This is a genomic window from Ruegeria sp. B11 (genome assembly GCF_056539785.1).
The window spans coordinates 94,417-111,863 of the sequence record NZ_JBQFVO010000007.1; the positions used below are offsets into that span (position 1 = coordinate 94,417).

Annotated in this window: 17 protein-coding genes; 9 read left to right on the forward strand and 8 right to left on the reverse strand. The window is 57.5% G+C overall.

Annotated elements, in window-relative coordinates; translation table 11 throughout:
• Positions 1-4 precede the first annotated feature (4 nt).
• From ACR0I1_RS18735 to ACR0I1_RS18745, 3 genes are all read left to right on the forward strand, one after another.
• The gene (locus ACR0I1_RS18735; protein WP_170426281.1) at positions 5-1,222 is read left to right on the forward strand and encodes an acyl-CoA synthetase family protein; all 1,218 of its coding nucleotides are present in this window, start codon (positions 5-7) and stop codon (positions 1,220-1,222) included.
• A gap of 106 nt (positions 1,223-1,328) precedes the next feature.
• Positions 1,329-2,993 (forward strand): ABC transporter permease, encoded by a 1,665-nt coding sequence (locus ACR0I1_RS18740; protein ID WP_170515416.1) that lies wholly within the window; start codon positions 1,329-1,331, stop codon positions 2,991-2,993.
• 78 nt (positions 2,994-3,071) lie between these two features.
• A complete protein-coding gene (locus ACR0I1_RS18745) occupies positions 3,072-3,422 on the forward strand; it encodes a DUF2794 domain-containing protein (RefSeq protein WP_480707521.1) in 351 nt (116 codons plus the stop codon).
• On the opposite strand, the gene ACR0I1_RS18750 is transcribed toward ACR0I1_RS18745, so the two are convergent.
• The 3 genes from ACR0I1_RS18750 to ACR0I1_RS18760 form a co-directional block, all read right to left on the reverse strand.
• Positions 3,419-4,156, reverse strand: coding sequence for a C40 family peptidase (locus tag ACR0I1_RS18750; RefSeq protein WP_480707522.1), 738 nt, complete (start codon positions 4,154-4,156; stop codon positions 3,419-3,421). The two genes, ACR0I1_RS18745 and ACR0I1_RS18750, sit on opposite strands and share 4 nt — an antisense overlap.
• Complete coding sequence (locus ACR0I1_RS18755; RefSeq protein ID WP_480707541.1) at positions 4,153-5,535, reverse strand: leucyl aminopeptidase family protein; 1,383 nt, start codon at positions 5,533-5,535, stop codon at positions 4,153-4,155. Before ACR0I1_RS18755 ends, ACR0I1_RS18750 begins: the two co-directional genes overlap by 4 nt.
• Positions 5,536-5,599: 64 nt before the next feature.
• Positions 5,600-5,989 (reverse strand): hypothetical protein, encoded by a 390-nt coding sequence (locus tag ACR0I1_RS18760; protein WP_170399254.1) that lies wholly within the window; start codon positions 5,987-5,989, stop codon positions 5,600-5,602.
• Positions 5,990-6,203: 214 nt separating this feature from the next.
• Between ACR0I1_RS18760 and ACR0I1_RS18765 the strand changes: the two genes are divergently transcribed.
• The 3 genes from ACR0I1_RS18765 (at position 6,204) to ACR0I1_RS18775 (ending at position 8,400) form a co-directional block, all read left to right on the forward strand.
• The gene (locus ACR0I1_RS18765) at positions 6,204-6,683 is read left to right on the forward strand and encodes a phosphoribosyl-AMP cyclohydrolase (protein ID WP_480707523.1); all 480 of its coding nucleotides are present in this window, start codon (positions 6,204-6,206) and stop codon (positions 6,681-6,683) included.
• An 86-nt stretch (positions 6,684-6,769) separates the two neighbouring features.
• The gene (locus ACR0I1_RS18770; protein WP_480707524.1) at positions 6,770-7,306 is read left to right on the forward strand and encodes an SRPBCC family protein; all 537 of its coding nucleotides are present in this window, start codon (positions 6,770-6,772) and stop codon (positions 7,304-7,306) included.
• 401 nt (positions 7,307-7,707) lie between these two features.
• Positions 7,708-8,400 (forward strand): M48 family metalloprotease, encoded by a 693-nt coding sequence (locus tag ACR0I1_RS18775; protein ID WP_480707542.1) that lies wholly within the window; start codon positions 7,708-7,710, stop codon positions 8,398-8,400.
• A 143-nt stretch (positions 8,401-8,543) separates the two neighbouring features.
• On the opposite strand, the gene ACR0I1_RS18780 is transcribed toward ACR0I1_RS18775, so the two are convergent.
• The 3 genes from ACR0I1_RS18780 to ACR0I1_RS18790 all read right to left on the reverse strand — a co-directional run bounded on the left by ACR0I1_RS18780 (position 8,544) and on the right by ACR0I1_RS18790 (position 11,902).
• Positions 8,544-9,566 (reverse strand): aspartate-semialdehyde dehydrogenase, encoded by a 1,023-nt coding sequence (locus tag ACR0I1_RS18780; RefSeq protein WP_170567244.1) that lies wholly within the window; start codon positions 9,564-9,566, stop codon positions 8,544-8,546.
• A 113-nt stretch (positions 9,567-9,679) separates the two neighbouring features.
• Positions 9,680-10,714, reverse strand: a complete 1,035-nt coding sequence (locus ACR0I1_RS18785; RefSeq protein WP_480707525.1) for a glycosyltransferase family 4 protein — start codon at positions 10,712-10,714, stop codon at positions 9,680-9,682.
• Between the two features lie 15 nt (positions 10,715-10,729).
• Entirely contained in the window at positions 10,730-11,902 is a 1,173-nt protein-coding gene (locus ACR0I1_RS18790) for an MFS transporter (protein WP_480707526.1), read from the reverse strand.
• A gap of 145 nt (positions 11,903-12,047) precedes the next feature.
• On the opposite strand from ACR0I1_RS18790, the gene ACR0I1_RS18795 reads away from it, so the two are divergent.
• Positions 12,048-13,190, forward strand: coding sequence for a DUF3095 domain-containing protein (locus ACR0I1_RS18795; protein ID WP_480707527.1), 1,143 nt, complete (start codon positions 12,048-12,050; stop codon positions 13,188-13,190).
• Here ACR0I1_RS18795 and ACR0I1_RS18800 read toward each other — a convergent pair.
• A complete protein-coding gene (locus ACR0I1_RS18800) occupies positions 13,187-14,596 on the reverse strand; it encodes a pyridoxal phosphate-dependent decarboxylase family protein (protein ID WP_480707528.1) in 1,410 nt (469 codons plus the stop codon). The two genes, ACR0I1_RS18795 and ACR0I1_RS18800, sit on opposite strands and share 4 nt — an antisense overlap.
• A 127-nt stretch (positions 14,597-14,723) precedes the next feature.
• Here ACR0I1_RS18800 and hpaR point away from each other — a divergent pair, with 127 nt between their 5' ends.
• On the forward strand, positions 14,724-15,158 hold the full coding sequence (hpaR, locus tag ACR0I1_RS18805; RefSeq protein ID WP_170426263.1) for a homoprotocatechuate degradation operon regulator HpaR: 435 nt from the start codon (positions 14,724-14,726) through the stop codon (positions 15,156-15,158).
• A 163-nt stretch (positions 15,159-15,321) separates the two neighbouring features.
• On the forward strand, positions 15,322-16,236 hold the full coding sequence (locus ACR0I1_RS18810; protein WP_170567234.1) for a helix-turn-helix transcriptional regulator: 915 nt from the start codon (positions 15,322-15,324) through the stop codon (positions 16,234-16,236).
• Here the strand turns inward: ACR0I1_RS18810 and ACR0I1_RS18815 are convergent.
• The gene (locus tag ACR0I1_RS18815; RefSeq protein WP_480707529.1) at positions 16,229-17,443 is read right to left on the reverse strand and encodes a winged helix-turn-helix domain-containing protein; all 1,215 of its coding nucleotides are present in this window, start codon (positions 17,441-17,443) and stop codon (positions 16,229-16,231) included. The two genes, ACR0I1_RS18810 and ACR0I1_RS18815, sit on opposite strands and share 8 nt — an antisense overlap.
• Positions 17,444-17,447: the final 4 nt, after the last annotated feature.

Sequence of the window (17,447 nt, forward strand, 5' to 3'; positions counted from 1 at the left end):
TTCAATGACCTATTTTGATAAGCTTGAAACCCGATCCGCTGACGAGCGCACCGCTGATCACGCGCGCGCCTTGCCAGAACAGATTGCCCGCGCTCAAAAAGCGCCCGGATATGCCGGCATCCTGTCCAACGTGGACGCCGGCACAGTGACAGACATGCAGGCGCTGGCACAACTGCCGGTTCTGCGAAAATCCGATCTGACAAAGGCGCAGGGCACCCGGCCTCCGTTTGGAGGGTTCACCGTCAAACCGGCGCGGAATTTCCAGCATGTCTTTCAATCTCCGGGGCCAATCTATGAGCCCGGCAGCACTGATCACGACTGGTGGCGCATGGGCCGGTTCCTGAATGCAGCCGGGGTTGGTCCGGGCGATATCGTTCAGAACTGTTTTGGCTATCACCTCACCCCCGCGGGCATGATCTTTGAAAGCGGCGCGCAGGCCGTTGGCGCGTCGGTCCTGCCTGCAGGTACAGGTCAGACCGAGTTGCAGGTGACCGCTGCGCGCGATGTGGGTTGCACCGCATATGCAGGTACGCCCGACTATCTGAAAGTCATTCTTGATAAAGCCGAAGCCATGGGCGTCGCGCTGAAATTTTCCAAGGCCGTTGTGGGTGGCGGGGCGCTGTTTCCAAGCCTACGACAGGATTACGCCGATCGGGGCATCGTCTGCCTGCAATGCTACGCGACCGCTGATCTGGGCAACATAGCTTATGAAAGCCCTGCGATGGAGGGTATGATCATCGACGAACACGTGATCGTTGAGATCGTCACCCCCGGCACAGGAACCCCGGTTGCACCTGGTGAAGTAGGTGAGGTGGTTGTGACCACGCTGAACCCCGATTACCCGTTGATCCGATTTGCCACCGGTGATCTGTCGGCGATCATGCCCGGAGAGTCTCCGTGCGGGCGCACAAATATGCGTATCAAAGGCTGGATGGGTCGCGCCGATCAGACCACCAAGATCAAGGGCATGTTCGTCCGCCCCGAACAGGTGGCCGCGCTGGTCGACAAGCATGATGAAATCGTCAAGGCGCGTGTCATTGCGGCGCGACAGGGCGAGATGGATACCATGACCGTTCAGATCGAAAGCCCCTGCGAGAACGATGGTGCCTATGCAAAATCGGTGGTCGAAGTCCTGAAACTGAAAGGCGCGATTGAAGTTGTGGCGCCGGGCTCATTACCAAAAGATGGCTTGGTGATCGAGGATCAGCGCGTTTATGAATAGGCATCTGCGGCGAACATTGCCGCAGTTTTTGTTAGTCCGCCCACTGGTGTTTCTTAGAGTTTTAGTCGATTAAAGGCAGACCCTACGGGATTCTCAGTCAGACGCCATGGCCGAAGTCGAATATTCAGAACACGGAACGCATAATCGCGGCGCACTAGGCACACGCTTTGTGGGCGGCATTGCCTATGTCGTGGCAGCCGCCTGTCTGTTGCCAATGGTGGCGGTTGTTCTGGCGGCGGTGACCGGTGGCACCGACACAATTTCCCATTTGTTAGAGACTGTTTTGCCTGGCTATGCGCTGACCACGGTGATCCTGGTGGTGCTGGTCGCAGCAGGGACGTTTTCGATTGGCGTCGGCGCTGCGTGGCTGGTCACGATGACCCGCTTTCCCGGAGTGCGGTGGCTGGAAATCGCTCTGGTCCTGCCGCTGGCCTTTCCGGCTTATGTGCTGGCCTATGCCTATACCTTCATTCTGGATCACCCCGGAATCGTTCAGACCACGCTGCGGGATGTGACCGGCTGGGGCCCGCGCGACTATTGGTTCCCCGAGATTCGCTCGACCGAGGGTGCGGCGGTGATGTTGATCCTGGTGTTGTATCCCTATGTCTATTTGCTGGCGCGCGCGGCGTTTCTGCAGCAAAGCGCCACGGCCTTTCTGGCGGCCCGGGCGCTGGGCAACGGCCCTTGGCATGCCTTTTGGCGCGTATCCCTGCCGATGGCACGCCCGGCGATTGCGGGGGGCGTCTTGCTGGCGGTTATGGAAACCATCGCCGATTTCGGCACAGTCGCCTATTTCGGAGTGCAGACTTTTGCCACTGGCATCTACACAAGCTGGTTTTCCATGGCTGATCGCGCTGCTGCGGCGCAACTCGCCCTTTGTCTGTTGGGTTTTGCGCTTGTCATGGCCGTGGCCGAGCGGACACAGCGCGGCAAAGCCAAATACTATCAGGCAGGCAAGCGCCACGCAGGTCTGCCAGCGGCGCAACTCAAGGGATGGCAATCACTTGCGGCATTTCTGCTATGCGCAATTCCCGTCCTGTTCGGATTCCTTCTGCCTGTGGTTATCCTAGTGCAGATGGGGTTGGAATCCGAGCAGAACCTGCTGTCGCGCCGATATATCGGGTTCATACAGAACTCGCTGACACTGGCGGGGGCTGCGGCGGTTATCACCGTCAGCGCGGCGATTTCGATAGGATTCTTCCAACGCCTGCGCCCCGGGCGCGGGTCCGCCATGGCGGCTTATGTGGCGCGGTTGGGCTATGCAGTGCCGGGTGGCGTGATCGCCGTGGGGCTGATCGTCCCCTTTGCGGGATTCGACAACGCACTGGATGCGTGGATGCGCCAAACCTTTGGTATCTCGACCGGACTGCTGGTCACTGGATCCATCTGGTTGTTGATCGCGGCCTATATGGTGCGCTTTTTGGCCGCCGCGCTCAGCGCCTATGAAGGTGGGCAGAGTACCGTTCACGCCAATATGGATGCCGCCGCGCGGTCACTGGGTCAAACCCCGTTAGGAACGCTGCGCCGGGTACATCTGCCGATCCTTACGCCTTCATTGCTGACGGCACTGTTGATTGTCTTTGTGGATGTGATGAAAGAGCTGCCCGCGACCCTGATCATGCGGCCTTTTAACTTCGACACGCTAGCAGTGCAGGCCTATCGTCTGGCCTCGGATGAGAGGCTTGAAGGTGCAGCGGTTCCGTCGCTGGTTATTCTGGCTGTCGGGTTGCTGCCGGTGATCTTGATTTGCCGTCAGGTTGGGCGCAGATAGCGGGCGGGCGATCCAAAAATACAACACCTTGATGCCAGTGGGCTTGATTCGACGGCGATTTCCGGCAAGGCTTGTCATATGAACATGCAGCCTCCCAGCCGGTTCGGGTCCGGCTCTGCCCAGATGCCGGTCGCGTTTGACCGGCGCGAGATGTCTCAAATCCTGTCTGTTTATGGCCGAATGGTTGCTGCCGGTGAATGGCGCGACTACGGAATCTCGAACCTGCGGGATATGGCGGTATTTTCGATTTTTCGGCGCACGGCGGAACATCCCATCTACAGGGTCGAGAAGCACCCGCGCCTGCGGCTACGTCAGGGCATGTATTCCGTGGTCGGCATGGATGGGCGTATTTTGAAGCGCGGGCACGATCTGCGCTCGGTTCTGAGGGTTCTGGAACGCAAGCTTATCCGTGCGGTTGACCTGGATTAGAGCCTTTTATGCGCTGTAACCGGCCCGTCGCCCTGGGCGGCGATCCGGGCAATCGCCTGATCCATCGGTTCGAGCGCAACGGCCATGTGATAGGCGTTGGCGTGAAGTAGAAGGTTTTCGGCGGCAACCCAGGCAACATGGCCTTTCCAGAACAGCAAGTCTCCGCGCCGTGCGGGATCGCCCTCGGGCACCGATCCACCAACTTCGCGTTCCTGATCGCCGCTGTCTCCGGGACAAGGAACGCCGCAGGCGAGCAGTGCGAGCTGCACGAGGCCCGAGCAATCCAGCCCGAATCGACTGTTACCACCCCAAAGATAAGGGGTGCCGAGAAAAAGTTCGGCCGCGGTAACGGGATCGGTCAGCAGGGAATAGGCGGGCACGGCATGCACCCCCGGAATGAACCCGATTGGCGTTTCCAGAAACCCGCCCTCCTCAGACAGAGCCCTGATTTTACTGCCAAAGCTAAGAGAGGTCAGATCGCGGCTTTTTATATCGGGCTTCTGATAGGCATGGGTCGAAGCGGCGACGATCCAGTGAGTCTGTGGCTCAATTGGTCCCAGATCGTCCGTCGCCACCCATCCGGTATAGCCGTCCTTGCTGGCTGAGATCTTGCTCCAGCCGTTTTGGTCGTCCAAAACAGTGACCGTGTCGCCGAACAACAATTGCCGGTCGCGCGGACCGTCAGGGTGGCGCAGCAGGTCTATGACCGGTTGAATGATGCGCGCCTGAGTCATAGGCCAAGGATCTCTGGCAAAGCCCCCAGGAGGGCACGCGGGCCTTGGCCCAAACCACCCTTGCTGCGACCGGGTTCCTTACTGCGTTGCCACGAATAGATGTCAAAATGCATATAGCGACTTTCGGCAGCGAACCGGCGCAGGAACAGTGCCGCGGTGATAGAGCCTGCAAATCCACCAGAAGGCGCATTGTCGAGGTTAGCGATGCCGGGTTCGATCATCGCTTCATAGGGGTCATGAAAAGGCATACGCCAGACCGGATCAGCGGCAGCCCGGCCAGCACGCGCCAGCACGTCGGCGGCTTTGTCGTCATCGGTATAAAACGGGGCCAGATCAGCGCCCAATGCAACCCGGGCCGCGCCAGTCAAAGTGGCCATCGAGATGAGCAGGTTTGGCGCCCCTTCATGCGCCAGAGCAAGGGCATCGGCCAGCACCAACCGACCCTCGGCATCAGTGTTGTTGATCTCAACCGTTAGCCCATTACGCGCCGTCAGGATGTCGCCGGGGCGGAAAGCATTGCCCGCTACTGCGTTTTCGACCGCCGGGATCAGGACCCGTAATTGCACTTTCAGATCCAGCGCCATGATCATACGGGCCAGACCCAGCACATTGGCCGCTCCGCCCATATCTTTTTTCATCAACCCCATCGACGCACCGGGTTTCAGATTCAGGCCGCCTGTATCGAAACAGACCCCTTTCCCAACTAATGTTAGTTTTGGCCCTTGATCGCCCCAGTTCATCTCGATCAGACGCGGGGCCTGTTCGGCAGCACGCCCCACCGCGTGGATCATCGGAAAATTCTGTTCCAGCAACGCATCGCCTGTGATGACCGAGATGTCTGCACCGTGTTCCCGTGCCTGTGCCTCAACCGCGTGTTGTAATTGCACCGGGCCCATGTCCGAAGTGGGTGTGTTGACCAGATCCCGTGTCAATGCCTCGGCATTGGCCATGATTTCGATCCGCCGGGCATCTATGCCCTCGGGCTCAATAAGCGTGGCGTTGGCCGGGCTTTGCGCGGCATAGCGATCAAAGGCATATCCCGTCATCAGCCAGCCCAGGCATTCAGCCTCAAGCACATCTGCGGGAACGCCCGAGGTGATATGATAGGTGCCCTTGGGCAGCGATTCTGCGGCAGCGGCTAGCGGAAATCGCTTGCGTACCCGTTTTGCCGCGCTGCCATATCCCGCCAAGGCAAACTGCGGATTACCATCTGTGCCGGGCACCAGAAGTGTTTGACCCAGAGCTCCGGAAAACCCATCGGCCGCAACCCAAGCTCGGATATGATCCGGCTGATCGGTCAGCCAGCTTTCAAAATCTGATTGCTCTAACACATGTAGTGGCAGCGATGGGTCGGAGGCAGGGGCGAAGGACAGGGTCATGCGTGTCTCGGCTGGTTGGATTTTCGCCCAGACTATCTGTCTGCGGCGCACTCGCAACCCCCTCTCAGACAGATAGATCTTGTTGGTCCCAGACGGCAGTCAGCGATCGCTCGCCCACCCGGATCAGGCGGCTCAGAGTCGCCCCTGTCGCGACCGCATCGCCAGCGTCGACAGTACAGGCTACATCGCCTGCCACACGTGCCAGTGCTGTCATGCCGATTTGCTCGGATATGGCTACGAGAGATTTTGCGCATTTGCGCAGCCCGGCCCAATCGCGTTGCCGCCAAAACCGTTCACAATTCGACAGCCGCAACGCCAGTTCTTCAACCGTGCGGCACAGCACGTCCATCGCGTTGGTGTCGCCGAGCTGATTGTACAGGCTGCTCAGGCGGTCCGGGTCCAGACGCACGGGTTCCTTCTGTTCCAGTGTGATAATCTTGTCCACCACATTCACCCCAATTGAAATGCCCCCACGGCACAGTCAGAGATTGGCGGCAAAATACTTTGCAAAACCTTGCACCGGTTCAGAAGAATGGGTCGAATTTTCTGAGAATTCAGGCTTCCACGCGGTTCTGTGGGCAAAACCGGGCGAGAGTCCGGTCACACCTCTTGCGTTGACGCTCACTTGCTGCCAGTACCGTAGAAACCGGACAGAGAAGGACAGGATCATGCCGATTACCACTGACGAGCTGGCCGCTGCCCGTACCGCCTGGGGCGATGGGTTGATTGCGATCTCCAAAGCTTTTGAAGACGGTGGGATCGATGCGGCCCGTTCCGTTGCCGAGGGTGTTCTGGATGCGGCATACGGCTATAATCTGGGTCCGGTCCTGTTCAAACCAACTATGGCGTCCGGAGATCAAACCTTTCGCCCGACTCGCCACGGTGCACTGGCCTATTTTGTCGGTCACGATGCCGAATTTCCGCTTGATGGCGGTTTCGGAATCAAGGGTTGGCGCGAAATGGCAAGTGAGACATCGGCCAGCTTCGTCGAAGGCGATGTCGCCATGTGGATGGGCAAGGTCATTCTGTCGGATAGCCAAGGTAACATAACGCAAGTCGACAAAAGCTTCGGCTACAAAAAAGACGCTGACGGAGTGCTTCGCATCGTGCTGCACCATTCGTCGCTGCCTTACCAGCCACCGGCCTGATCCTGCGGGCCATACGATCGGGCCTCTGAAATTACGTCGATTTTTTGATATGTTTCCGATGATGTTTTCAGAATCGGATCGAGCTCATGAAATTGATCAAACGTATTCTCGTCACCCTACTGGTGATCATTCTGGCGCTTGTCGGAGTGTCTTATCTGCTCCCCGGAAAAGCCAAAGTGTCCCGCAGCATCACGATCGACGCACCAGCCTCGGCGATTTTTCCCTATGTGAATTCGATGCAGGAGACCGAGAAATGGTCCCCCTGGCTGTCCCGGGACCCCGAAACCAAGCTGAGCTATAGTGGCCCGGAAGCGGGTGTTGGAAACATACTGAACTGGGCCTCGGACAACCCGCAGGTGGGAATCGGTTCGCAGGAAATCACCGAGAGCACCCCGGATCAGTCCGTGCAAACCGCACTGGATTTTGGCCCGATGGGGACAGCCACCGCCTCGTTCCAGTTGCGGCCCGAAGGATCAGGCACACAGGTTACTTGGGGCTTCGTATCCGACCTTGGTATGAACCCCATGTCCCGCTGGATGGGCCTAATGATGGACAATTGGGTCGGCGGAGATTACGAGCGCGGGTTGGAGAATTTGAAGACGCTGGTTGAGGGACAGGGGTGAAGGATCAGGCAGGAGGCATCTCTCTGATGACTGCTTTGAGGCCATACCAGAAACGATTGATGAAATGTACGTGCGCTCATAGCAGTCCATTTGCCGCGCAGGAGTTTGAGTTCAAGCCATCGTGCAGCGCAAATAACCTCCGCTGACGCGGTGTTCAACTCGGTTCAAGCCCATACAGAACGGGGCGTGGATCGTTTGGTCCTTCGCTTCAATGCCATTTGTAGTGCCTACCATTTTGACGACAGCTTAATCGGGGCGACCACCGACAACCCGTCTGTTATTGAATATCAAATCGTGAAGACCGTAGGTTCGAATGTGCAAGTTGGTTTCTCGAAAGCCACAGATTCGATTTTGATGCTCTGAACATTTGGAAAGGTGTGTTTATGAGGCGAACGGTATTGATGTTAGCTGTTTTGGCATTAGCGGGATGCGCTTCAACCACCACTCCTCCATCAGCACCTATTCCAAACCCCGGTCGCGCGAGCGCGCCCGTCAGTTCACAACAGGCACAAATAAGGTTCCGTCAGGTCGCCTCACGAATAGAACCTGTGGCAGAACGAGAATGCCGCCGCCGCACTAAGAATGTGAATTGTGATTTTTTGATCCGCATTGATCCAGACAAAAAAGCACCCTCAAACGCGTATCAGAGTTTAAGCAAGTCGGGGCGCCCCGTTATCACAATGACTCAAGCGCTGATACGGAATGTAAACAACACTGATGAACTTGCATTTATTATGGCGCATGAGGCCGCTCACCACATTCAAGGGCATTTGGCGCGACAGGCCCAAAATGCGGCGGCTGGTGCGGTGCTTTTGGCCGGTCTAGCAACAATTGCGGGGTCAGGGCCGAATGACATTGCCGCAGCACAAGACATTGGAGCCTTTGTTGGTGGGCGCAGCTATTCAAAAAACTTTGAATTGGAAGCTGATCGACTAGGCACTGTAATAGCCTACAAAGCGGGTTATGATCCACTCAAGGGTGCGCTGTACTTCGCACGAGTTCCTGATCCTGGTGATCGCTTTCTGGGGACGCATCCCCCAAACTCTCAAAGATACTATGCGGTAAAAGCGACAATGTCCCAGATCGGTGGCTAACCAACTGGTGCTGGATAGGCAATGGCAACGCATGCACAGGGCGGCTTTGCCCCGCAATATTGCCATCTCTGCCCGTCCACAAAATAATAAACCCCACTGGCGGTACAGCGGGGTTTAATAGAGTCATAACCAACTGGCGAAGGTTACCCCTTCTTCAGAACTTCACGGCCCAGCAATTCTGCAATTTGAACAGCGTTCAATGCCGCGCCTTTGCGCAGGTTGTCCGAAACGCACCACAGGTTGATGCCATTCTCAACCGTCGAATCCTGACGGATGCGGCTGATGAACGTGGCGAAATCGCCCGCGCATTCGATTGGTGAGACGTATCCACCCGGTTCACGCTTGTCGATTACCATGATGCCCGGTGCTTCGCGCAGGATGTCGCGGGCTTCGTCTTCGTCGAGGAACTCTTCGAACTCGATATTCACGGCCTCGGAGTGGCCAACGAATACCGGAACGCGAACGCAGGTTGCGGTGACCTTGATCGACGGATCGACGATCTTTTTGGTCTCGACAACCATCTTCCACTCTTCCTTGGTCGAGCCGTCTTCCATGAAGACGTCGATTTGAGGGATGACGTTGAAGGCGATCTGTTTCTGGAACTTCTTCGGCTCAACCTCGGTCGTCGGGTTGTAGATGGCCTTGGTCTGATCCCAAAGCTCGTCCATGCCTTCCTTGCCGGCTCCCGACACCGATTGATAGGTCGAGACGACCACGCGCTTAATGCGTGCACGGTCATGCAGCGGCTTCAGCGCGACCACCATCTGCGCGGTCGAGCAGTTGGGGTTGGCAATGATGTTTTTGTTTTTATAGTCGTGGATCGCCTCGGGGTTACATTCCGGCACGATCAGCGGAATGTCCGGGTCATAGCGATAGAGCGAGCTGTTATCGATCACCACGCAGCCAGCCGCTGCCGCCTTGGGGGCGTAAACCTTTGTGGCCTCGGAACCCACAGCAAACAGCGCCATGTCCCAACCAGTGAAATCGAATGTGTCCAGATCTTTGGTAGTGAGCGTCTTGTCGCCAAATGTCACCTCAGTACCCAGCGAACGACGGCTTGCCAGAGCAGCAAGTTCATCGACAGGGAACTGGCGTTCCGCCAGGATGTTCAGCATTTCGCGGCCCACGTTGCCCGTGGCGCCGACGACTACGACGCGATAGCCCATTTCATGTCTCCAAAGTTAAGGACGCGCGTTCATAGCCGCGTTGCGGCAAAGAAAAAAGAGGGGTTTCGGCTTATTTCACCCCGTCACACCGATTTGACACAGTTCAGTACCGTTCAGGGTTGTTTCAGCAAGGATCGATAAACCTCGACAATCGCCTGCGCTTCGCCTTCGATTCGAAAATTCTGCTCGACATGGGCGCGCGCGGCTAGTCCCGCAGCGGCCAGCGCAGCGCGGTCCTGCACCATATCCTCCAGCGCGTCGGCCAGTGCAGGGGCATTGTCTTTCTCGACCAGTCTTCCGGTCTCACCATCCTTGATTTGCGCACTAAACGCTCCGACCCCGTGACTGGCTATGGCGGGCACGCCCGAGGCCATCGCTTCAAGCGGTGTAAGGCCGAACCCTTCGTGCCGTGCGGGCGCAACGAACAGATCGAGCGCGCGATAGGTCTCGACAATCTCATCCCAAGGACGCTCACCCAGAAAATGCACGCGGTCGCCCAGCCCGGCGTCCTGCAGCTTTTGCTCCTGCTCAGCCTGAAAAGCCTCAAATTCGTTGGTGGTACGCCCGGTAAAGATCACATGCGCATCGGGGTGATTAGGTAGCATCTTCAGGGCGGCATCGACCAACAAGTCGACCCCTTTCTGAGGGCGGATACGGCCAAAACACCCGATCAGCAGCCCGTCTGGCAGACCAAGTTTTTGGCGCAGGGCGCTTTTGTCCTCGGCCGGGTGAAACAGCTCGGTGTTGACGCCATGCATGATAACAGTAGCGGGATGCTCCAGAAAGGAAGCGGCTTGAGGCGTCGTCGCGATCAGCGCGTCCATTTTCGAAATCAGCCGCTTGGTGAACCCGGAATGATCACGTTGCGCGGCTGAGGTGAATAGCAGTTTGTAGTTGCGTCGAAGCACCGAACGCAAGACCAGACCCATCAACATCTCGGTATTCCGGCGTGCATGCCAGACCCGTTTGCGATTGGGTAGAAACAGTAGTTTCCAGAGTCTGATATGGGGCAAATCTGCCGGCAGGCCGGGACCGGTGGCACGGATGCCGATCATTTTCTGCTGGATTGGCAGCAGACGGATCACCGTCGTTGTCACGCCCGACAGGGAATGCTTCAGATTGGGTGCAATCACCTCAATGTCCTGCACGGGCGGTCTCCGGTTTCAGTCCACGCTGTCCCGACTGAATAGATAGATCACGCAGCCAATGGCAAGGGTGACCGCGAAAAAGCCGAAGATCGCCGTATAAGGTGCGGAGGGGCTGATCCCGGCGCTGGCTGCATGGATGCGCCCGGTGGCAAATTGCGCCAGACCGACGCCGCCGACGCCAAAAAGGTTTAGCAGGGTGACGCCCCGCCCGACCAGATGCGGCGGCACGAAGGCCCGGCCATGGGCCATGATCACCGGAAAACTGGCGCCCAGAAAGCCGATCACTGCCAACAGCAGCACCGAGACCCAAACGCCGCTGTCGACCCACAGGCACAACAGGCCGAGCGTCGTGGCCCCCAACACGTTACCGCCCAGGATCACCCATTTCCGGGTGCCCAGCATACGGTCCAGCGGCCCATAGGCGAAGGTTCCCGCGATCATCGCGGCCCCCATGATCAACGTTGCCGTCCCGATCTGAGCGGTGCTGAGCCCGAACACGTCATTCAAATACGGCCCGGCCCAAAGCCCTCGGATCGCACCCGATGGCGCATAAGACACAAGCATGAGCGGCAGAATGGTCCACAGCGCAGGTTCTTTCAGCAGGTCCAGAAGTGATCCTTTTTGCTCGGTTTCGGCCTTTTTAGGGTCACGTACCGTCAGCCAGATCCCCGCAGCCACTGCGGCAGAGATGATCGCCAGACCGGCCAGCGTAGCGCGCCAGCCCATCAGCTCGACCGCCAGCGCCGTGGGGTATGAGGCGACCAGATTGCCGACAGACCCTACGCCCAGCATCACGGCGGCGAGCGTGGCGAATTTGGCGGGCGGAAACTCTCGTGCAAAGATATAGTAGGATGCCATCAGAACCGGCGAGCATCCTACCCCGATCAGCGCCATGGCGAGCGCCACATGGAACGGGGTCGTTGCGACCGCGAACAGACCAGCCCCGCCAGCCCCGCCGATCAGCAGCAGCACCGCAGAACTGCGCCGAGGACCGACGCGGTCCAGTGCCCAGCCCACCGGAATCTGCATCGCCGCAAAGATTAGAAACCAAAGACCTGAAGCAAAGGCGAGGTCTTCGGGTGTTGCGCCGATATCGCGTCCCAGATCGGTGCTTAAAACTGCCAGAAAAGCGCGGAAAAACTGGCTGAGTACATAGGCCAGACACAAGATCACCAAACCTGCCTGCATTTCTTGACCTATTGTCTAGCTGCCTCGCCCCGATGCTTGGCACGCTGCGTTGATCGGCACAAGTGCCATGATTGAATCGATTGGGGCGGACATTCTTCACAATTGAGCTATCATCACAGCAGATTTTGGATTTTCCGAGTGTGTTATGACCCTCTCAGACTCTGTATTTTATGACTCCGTCCCCATTTCGGACAATTTCCTCAGCCTCAGTGACCCCGCGCAGTTCACACCTTTGCCAGAGACATGGGTTCTGGGCGTCGCCGATATCGTAGATTCGACCGGTGAAATCGCGCGGGGCCGGTACAAGACCGTCAACATGGTGGGGGCGGCCGTGATTTCAGGCATGATCAATGCGCTGGGTGGGCGCATATTTCCGTATGTCTTCGGTGGTGATGGTGCTGGATTCGCCGTATCGGGTGAGGATGCCGAGATCGCGCGGGATACGCTGGCAACATTGCAAAGCTGGGCCGAAACGGAATTCTCAATCACTCTGCGTGCAGCGCTGGTTTCGGTGGCCGACATCCGCGCCGCTGGACGTGATCTGCGTGTTGCTCGCTTTGCGCCGTCAACCGGCGTTGACTATGCGATGTTTACCGGCGGGGGACTGGCCTGGGCCGAGGCTCAGATGAAATCCGGGCAACTTGTTGTGCAACCAGCCGGACCTGACGCGCAGCCCGATCTAACCGGCCTATCTTGTCGTTGGTCCAACAGTCCAGCGAGGGTTGGTCAGATTGTTTCACTGGTTATTCAGCCTACATCAGAGTCTAATGAGGCTGAATTCGCCGCCCTGACCCAATCCATCCTGTCCGTTGCCGAAGGGCTAGAACGCGCTGGTCACCCGGTTCCGGCCAAAGGACCTCCGATGAGTTTCCCTCCGCCCGGCGTCGATATCGATGCCCATGTCTCACGCGCGGGTCGGAATCTTCTGATGCACAAAACACGCTTGATGATCGGGAATATGTTGATCGGCTTGTTGTTCAAAACCGGGATGCGCCTGGGTCAATTCGAACCCAAGCATTACAAAGAGATGGTCAGTCGCAACGCTGATTTCCGAAAGTTTGATGACGGTCTGAAAATGACGCTGGATTGTGACTCGAGCACGTTGGAAAAGCTCACTCAGATGCTGGAAGACGCGCAAACAAAAGGCAAAATCAGATATGGCATGCACGCCCAGCAAGAGGCGATGATGACCTGCTTTGTTCCCTCGGCCATGCGTGACGACCATGTGCACTTTGTTGACGGGGCCTCGGGGGGATACGCGCAGGCTGCAGCGTCAATGAGGGCCTAAAGCCCTCGAGCGATTTCAGTGATCACGTCATAGGCCATCATCACGTCCTGTTCTTTGGTTTCAAACTGACCGGCCTGAAAGCGGATGACCAGATCGCCATCCACGCGGGTCTGTGTCAGGTAGATCCGCCCATCATCATTGATTGCATTCACCAGCCGCAGGTTCAGATCATCCAGATCGTCGGCCCCATCCGGCTCGTATCGGAAGGTCCAAAGAGACCACATTGGAGGCGTCACGATCCGAAAATCCGGTTCTGCTGCTAAACGGTCATGCAGCGCGCGCGACCAATTGACGTGCTTCCGCAGCCGTTCGCGCAACCCCTCCAGCCCATAGGTGCGGATGACGAACCACAGTTTCAGCGCGCGGAACCGACGTCCTAAGGGCACCGACCATTCCGAGTAATTGATGATCCCGTCCTTGCCGTGGGTTTTCAGATATTCCGGGCTGATCGCAAGCGTGCGGACCAGATCATCGGGGTTTTTCAGGAAATGCGCACAGCAATCGAATTGCACGCCCAGCCACTTGTGGGGATTGAATACAATGCTGTCGGCCTGATCGATGCCCGGCCAGTAGTGACGATATTCGGGGCAGATCATCGCCGACCCCGCCCAGGCTGCATCGACATGGCTATAAAGGCCGTATTTCTGTGCGATCGCAAGGCAGCGATCCACTGGATCAGTTGCCCCAGTTCCGGTCGCTCCAACACAAAGGATCACGCCCGCCGGGTGGAAACCAGACTCTAAATCTGATTGAATCCCTGCTTCAAGCGCCTCAGGGTTCATTCCACGCCAATCACCTTGCACGGGGATGCGCACCAGATTGTCCTGTCCAATCCCCGCAACCCAGATTGCGCGGTCGATTGAGGTATGAACCTCGGAAGAGCAATAAATGCGCAGTGGCTTTTGACCGAACAGCCCCTGCGTGTTGCCCTGCCAGTTCATCGCCTTCTCGCGCATGGTCAGCACAGCCGCCAATGTCGCAGATGACGCAGAATCCTGAATGACCCCGGCAAAACCTTTGGGCAGGTCCAGCGCTTCGCGCAGCCAGTCCATCATTCGTGTTTCCATCTCGGTTGCGGCGGGCGAGGTCTGCCACAGCATACATTGCGGCGCGATGGCGCTGGTCAGGAACTCGGCCAGAACAGACGGGGCCGACGCGTTCGAATTGAAGTAGGCGAAGAACCGAGGGTGTTGCCAATGGGTAATGCCGGGCATCACGATTTGTTCGAAATCATGAAAGATGTCCTCGATCGGCTCGCCCCGCTCAGGGGGATGCGCGGGCAGAGCGTTCAGGATATCGCCCGGCTCGGTCCGGGCGCGCACGGGCTTGTCGCCCACCGTCAGGTGATAGTCTTGCGTCCACTCGGAAACCTTCTTGCCCCAATCGGAGAATTCATTCCATTTCATCTTATCCGCCTCGGTAGCCTTTTTGTCAGTATCATATGCTAAACAAGTTAAGTAAAGCCCAGTAAACGAAACTCAACCACAACCAACGTTCTATTGCGAAATATTTGGAATTGCGCGAAAATTCCATATGTCAAGAAACTTACCACAGACGTCCCGATCATTGCCGATAGCGCTGTTGCGCGCTCGGGAAAGGGTGATGGGGCCTATTCGTGGTGTGCTAACGGATGCTGGCGTCACCGAGCAACAATGGCGCGTTCTGCGCGTTTTGCAGGAAGAAGGACCTCAGGAGCCTACTCAGATCGCCGAGCGCGCCTGCCTCTTGTTGCCCAGCCTGACGCGCATTCTGAAAAAGCTAGAAGACAGCAAGCTGATCATGAGGCGGCCGGATACCAAAGACCGCCGCCGACAGATTGTCGAAATCAGCGAGAACGGGTTGCAAATTATCGACGCAAATCTGGCGGAAATGTTGGAGCTGGCGGAACACACCCGCTCTTTGCTCGGGGCAGAGCAGCACGAGAAGTTGCTGGACCTTCTGGTAGAGCTTCACCAGCTGGAAGGCTGAGCGCAATGCTCAGAACAGGCTCTAACCAAGTTGTTTGCCGTCGTTCAGACCTCGTTTAAGGCCCCAAACTATAAGCATTGTGGGCGGAGAAGGTAATATTCGTTGCCCGTAGATGGTTCGCGTCGTAGCCTCATCCTTACCTTTAACAAACGGTTCAATGCAGATGGATGGGCCCAAACCGCCAGAACCGGCACCGCCTGCACATATTGCAAAGCAGGATTTAAGCGAGCGAGTGGGCGCGCGAGTACGCCGGGCGCGTCAAATGCGAGGCATCCCGCGCCGGATCCTGTCTGAGAACTCGGGCGTTTCCCCACGCTATTTGGCGCAGCTTGAGGCGGGTGAGGGCAACATCTCGATCGGCGTGTTGCACCGTGTCGCACAGGCACTGGATTACAAAGCCGAATGGTTGATTGGTGAAGATGATCCGTGGGATTCGGATGCTTTGCAGATAGTTGAGCTTTTCCGGCAAGCCAGCGACGACGTCAAAGAAAGCGTCAGGCGTGCATTGCAACCTCACCCAGATGAGGATGCACGTGCGCATCGGGTTTGTCTGATTGGATTACGCGGAGCGGGTAAGTCAACTCTTGGCGCTATGCTGGCCGCTGCACAAAGACTGCCGTTTGTTGAGCTCACAGCCATGATTGAAGAGATGGCCGGCATGCCCATGTCTGAAGTGATGGCGTTCTACGGGCAAGACGGGTATCGCAATCTGGAAGCGCAGGCGCTGGATCGGGTGATTGCAGAGCATGATCGGGTCGTGCTGGCAGTCGCGGGCGGGATCGTTTCAGAGCCTTCGACCTATGCTACCCTGCTTGGCCGGTTTCACACCATCTGGCTGCGCGCGTCACCGACCGAGCATATGGACCGCGTGCGCGCCCAAGGCGACGAACGCCCGATGGCCGGAAATCCCAAGGCGATGGAACAGCTCAAGAACATATTGGCCAGTCGCGAGGCTTTGTATGGGCGGGCAAATGCGCAGCTGGATACATCGGGCAGGGCGCCCCATGTTTCGCTGAACGAGCTGCGCCTACTGATTGAGGAACAAGGTTTCCTGATCGAAAAATTGGGTTCTATTTAGGATCTTTCAGCCAATCCTTTTCAAATTTCACCCCGTCCAGTTCCGCAAATCGCCGTACCCGGTCCAATTCGGCCTGCAGGCGGCGGGTTCTTGCGTCAGACCAACGCACCGACCGTTCTGGCCATACGGATCGGACTTGCAACAGTCCACGGTCTCGCTGGGCCTTCATGTCGACGCGTCCGATCAACCGGTGCCCCTCAATCAACGGAAAGACATAATAGCCGTAGGTACGCTTGGGTTCGGGGACGAACACCTCGATCCGATAGTGGAATCCGAACAACCGCTCGGCCCGGTTCCGGTCACGCAACATAGGGTCAAAAGGGCTGAGAACTCTGATCCGGCCCGGCGCATCGGGCAGCTCTGTAGCGTGTTCACATAGACCGGGGCGGGCGAACACTTTTCGTTCCCGCCCGTCTGCGCATTCGACGCAGATCTCTTCGATTTCACCCTGTGTTAGAGCCTGTTGGCACCAGGATTTTGCCTCGGCAGCGCTTACTGTATCCCAGAACGCGGCAAGCTCTCCCGATGTGGCGAACCCCAGCCGGTCGAGTGCGGCGTTACACAACCAATCCACAGTTTCATTTGCGTCGCAATGCAAATTGCCGGGGCAAAGTTGAGTTTCTATAACCCGCTCTGTCAGGTCATAGCGTTTCTGAAACCCATCGCGTCCAACCACGGTCAGCGCGCCGGATCGCCAGAGATATTCCAGCGCGGTCTTGGATGGATGCCAGTCCCACCAACCGCCAGATCCCTTTTTCTCGTCTTTTCCGACATCGGACGAGCCAACCGGACCATGGTCGCGGATATGTTGTAGGACGGTTTCGAACTTTTGCTCAAACCCGTCACGCCGCCAGTTCTTCCAGCGGGCTTTCAACATGTCGGCATCGCGCAGGAACCGCAGATGCCAATGGCGATAGAATTCCATTGGGATCACCGCCGCATCGTGCGTCCAATGCTCAAACAGCGCGCGGTCGCGTTCGTAGAGCTGCTTGAGGTAGCGCGAACGATAGCTGGGCTTACGCGCATATAGGATCATGTCATGCGCGCGGGCGACGGTGTTGATACTGTCGAGCTGGACAAACCCTAAACGATGGATCAGCTGTAACAAGTCATCGCCTTTGGAACTTCCAGTAGGCTGTTCCAAAAGCGCGTGCCGATCCATGAAAAGCGCCCGCGCCGCGCGGTTGTCCAGACGTTGCTGCGCCATCGGG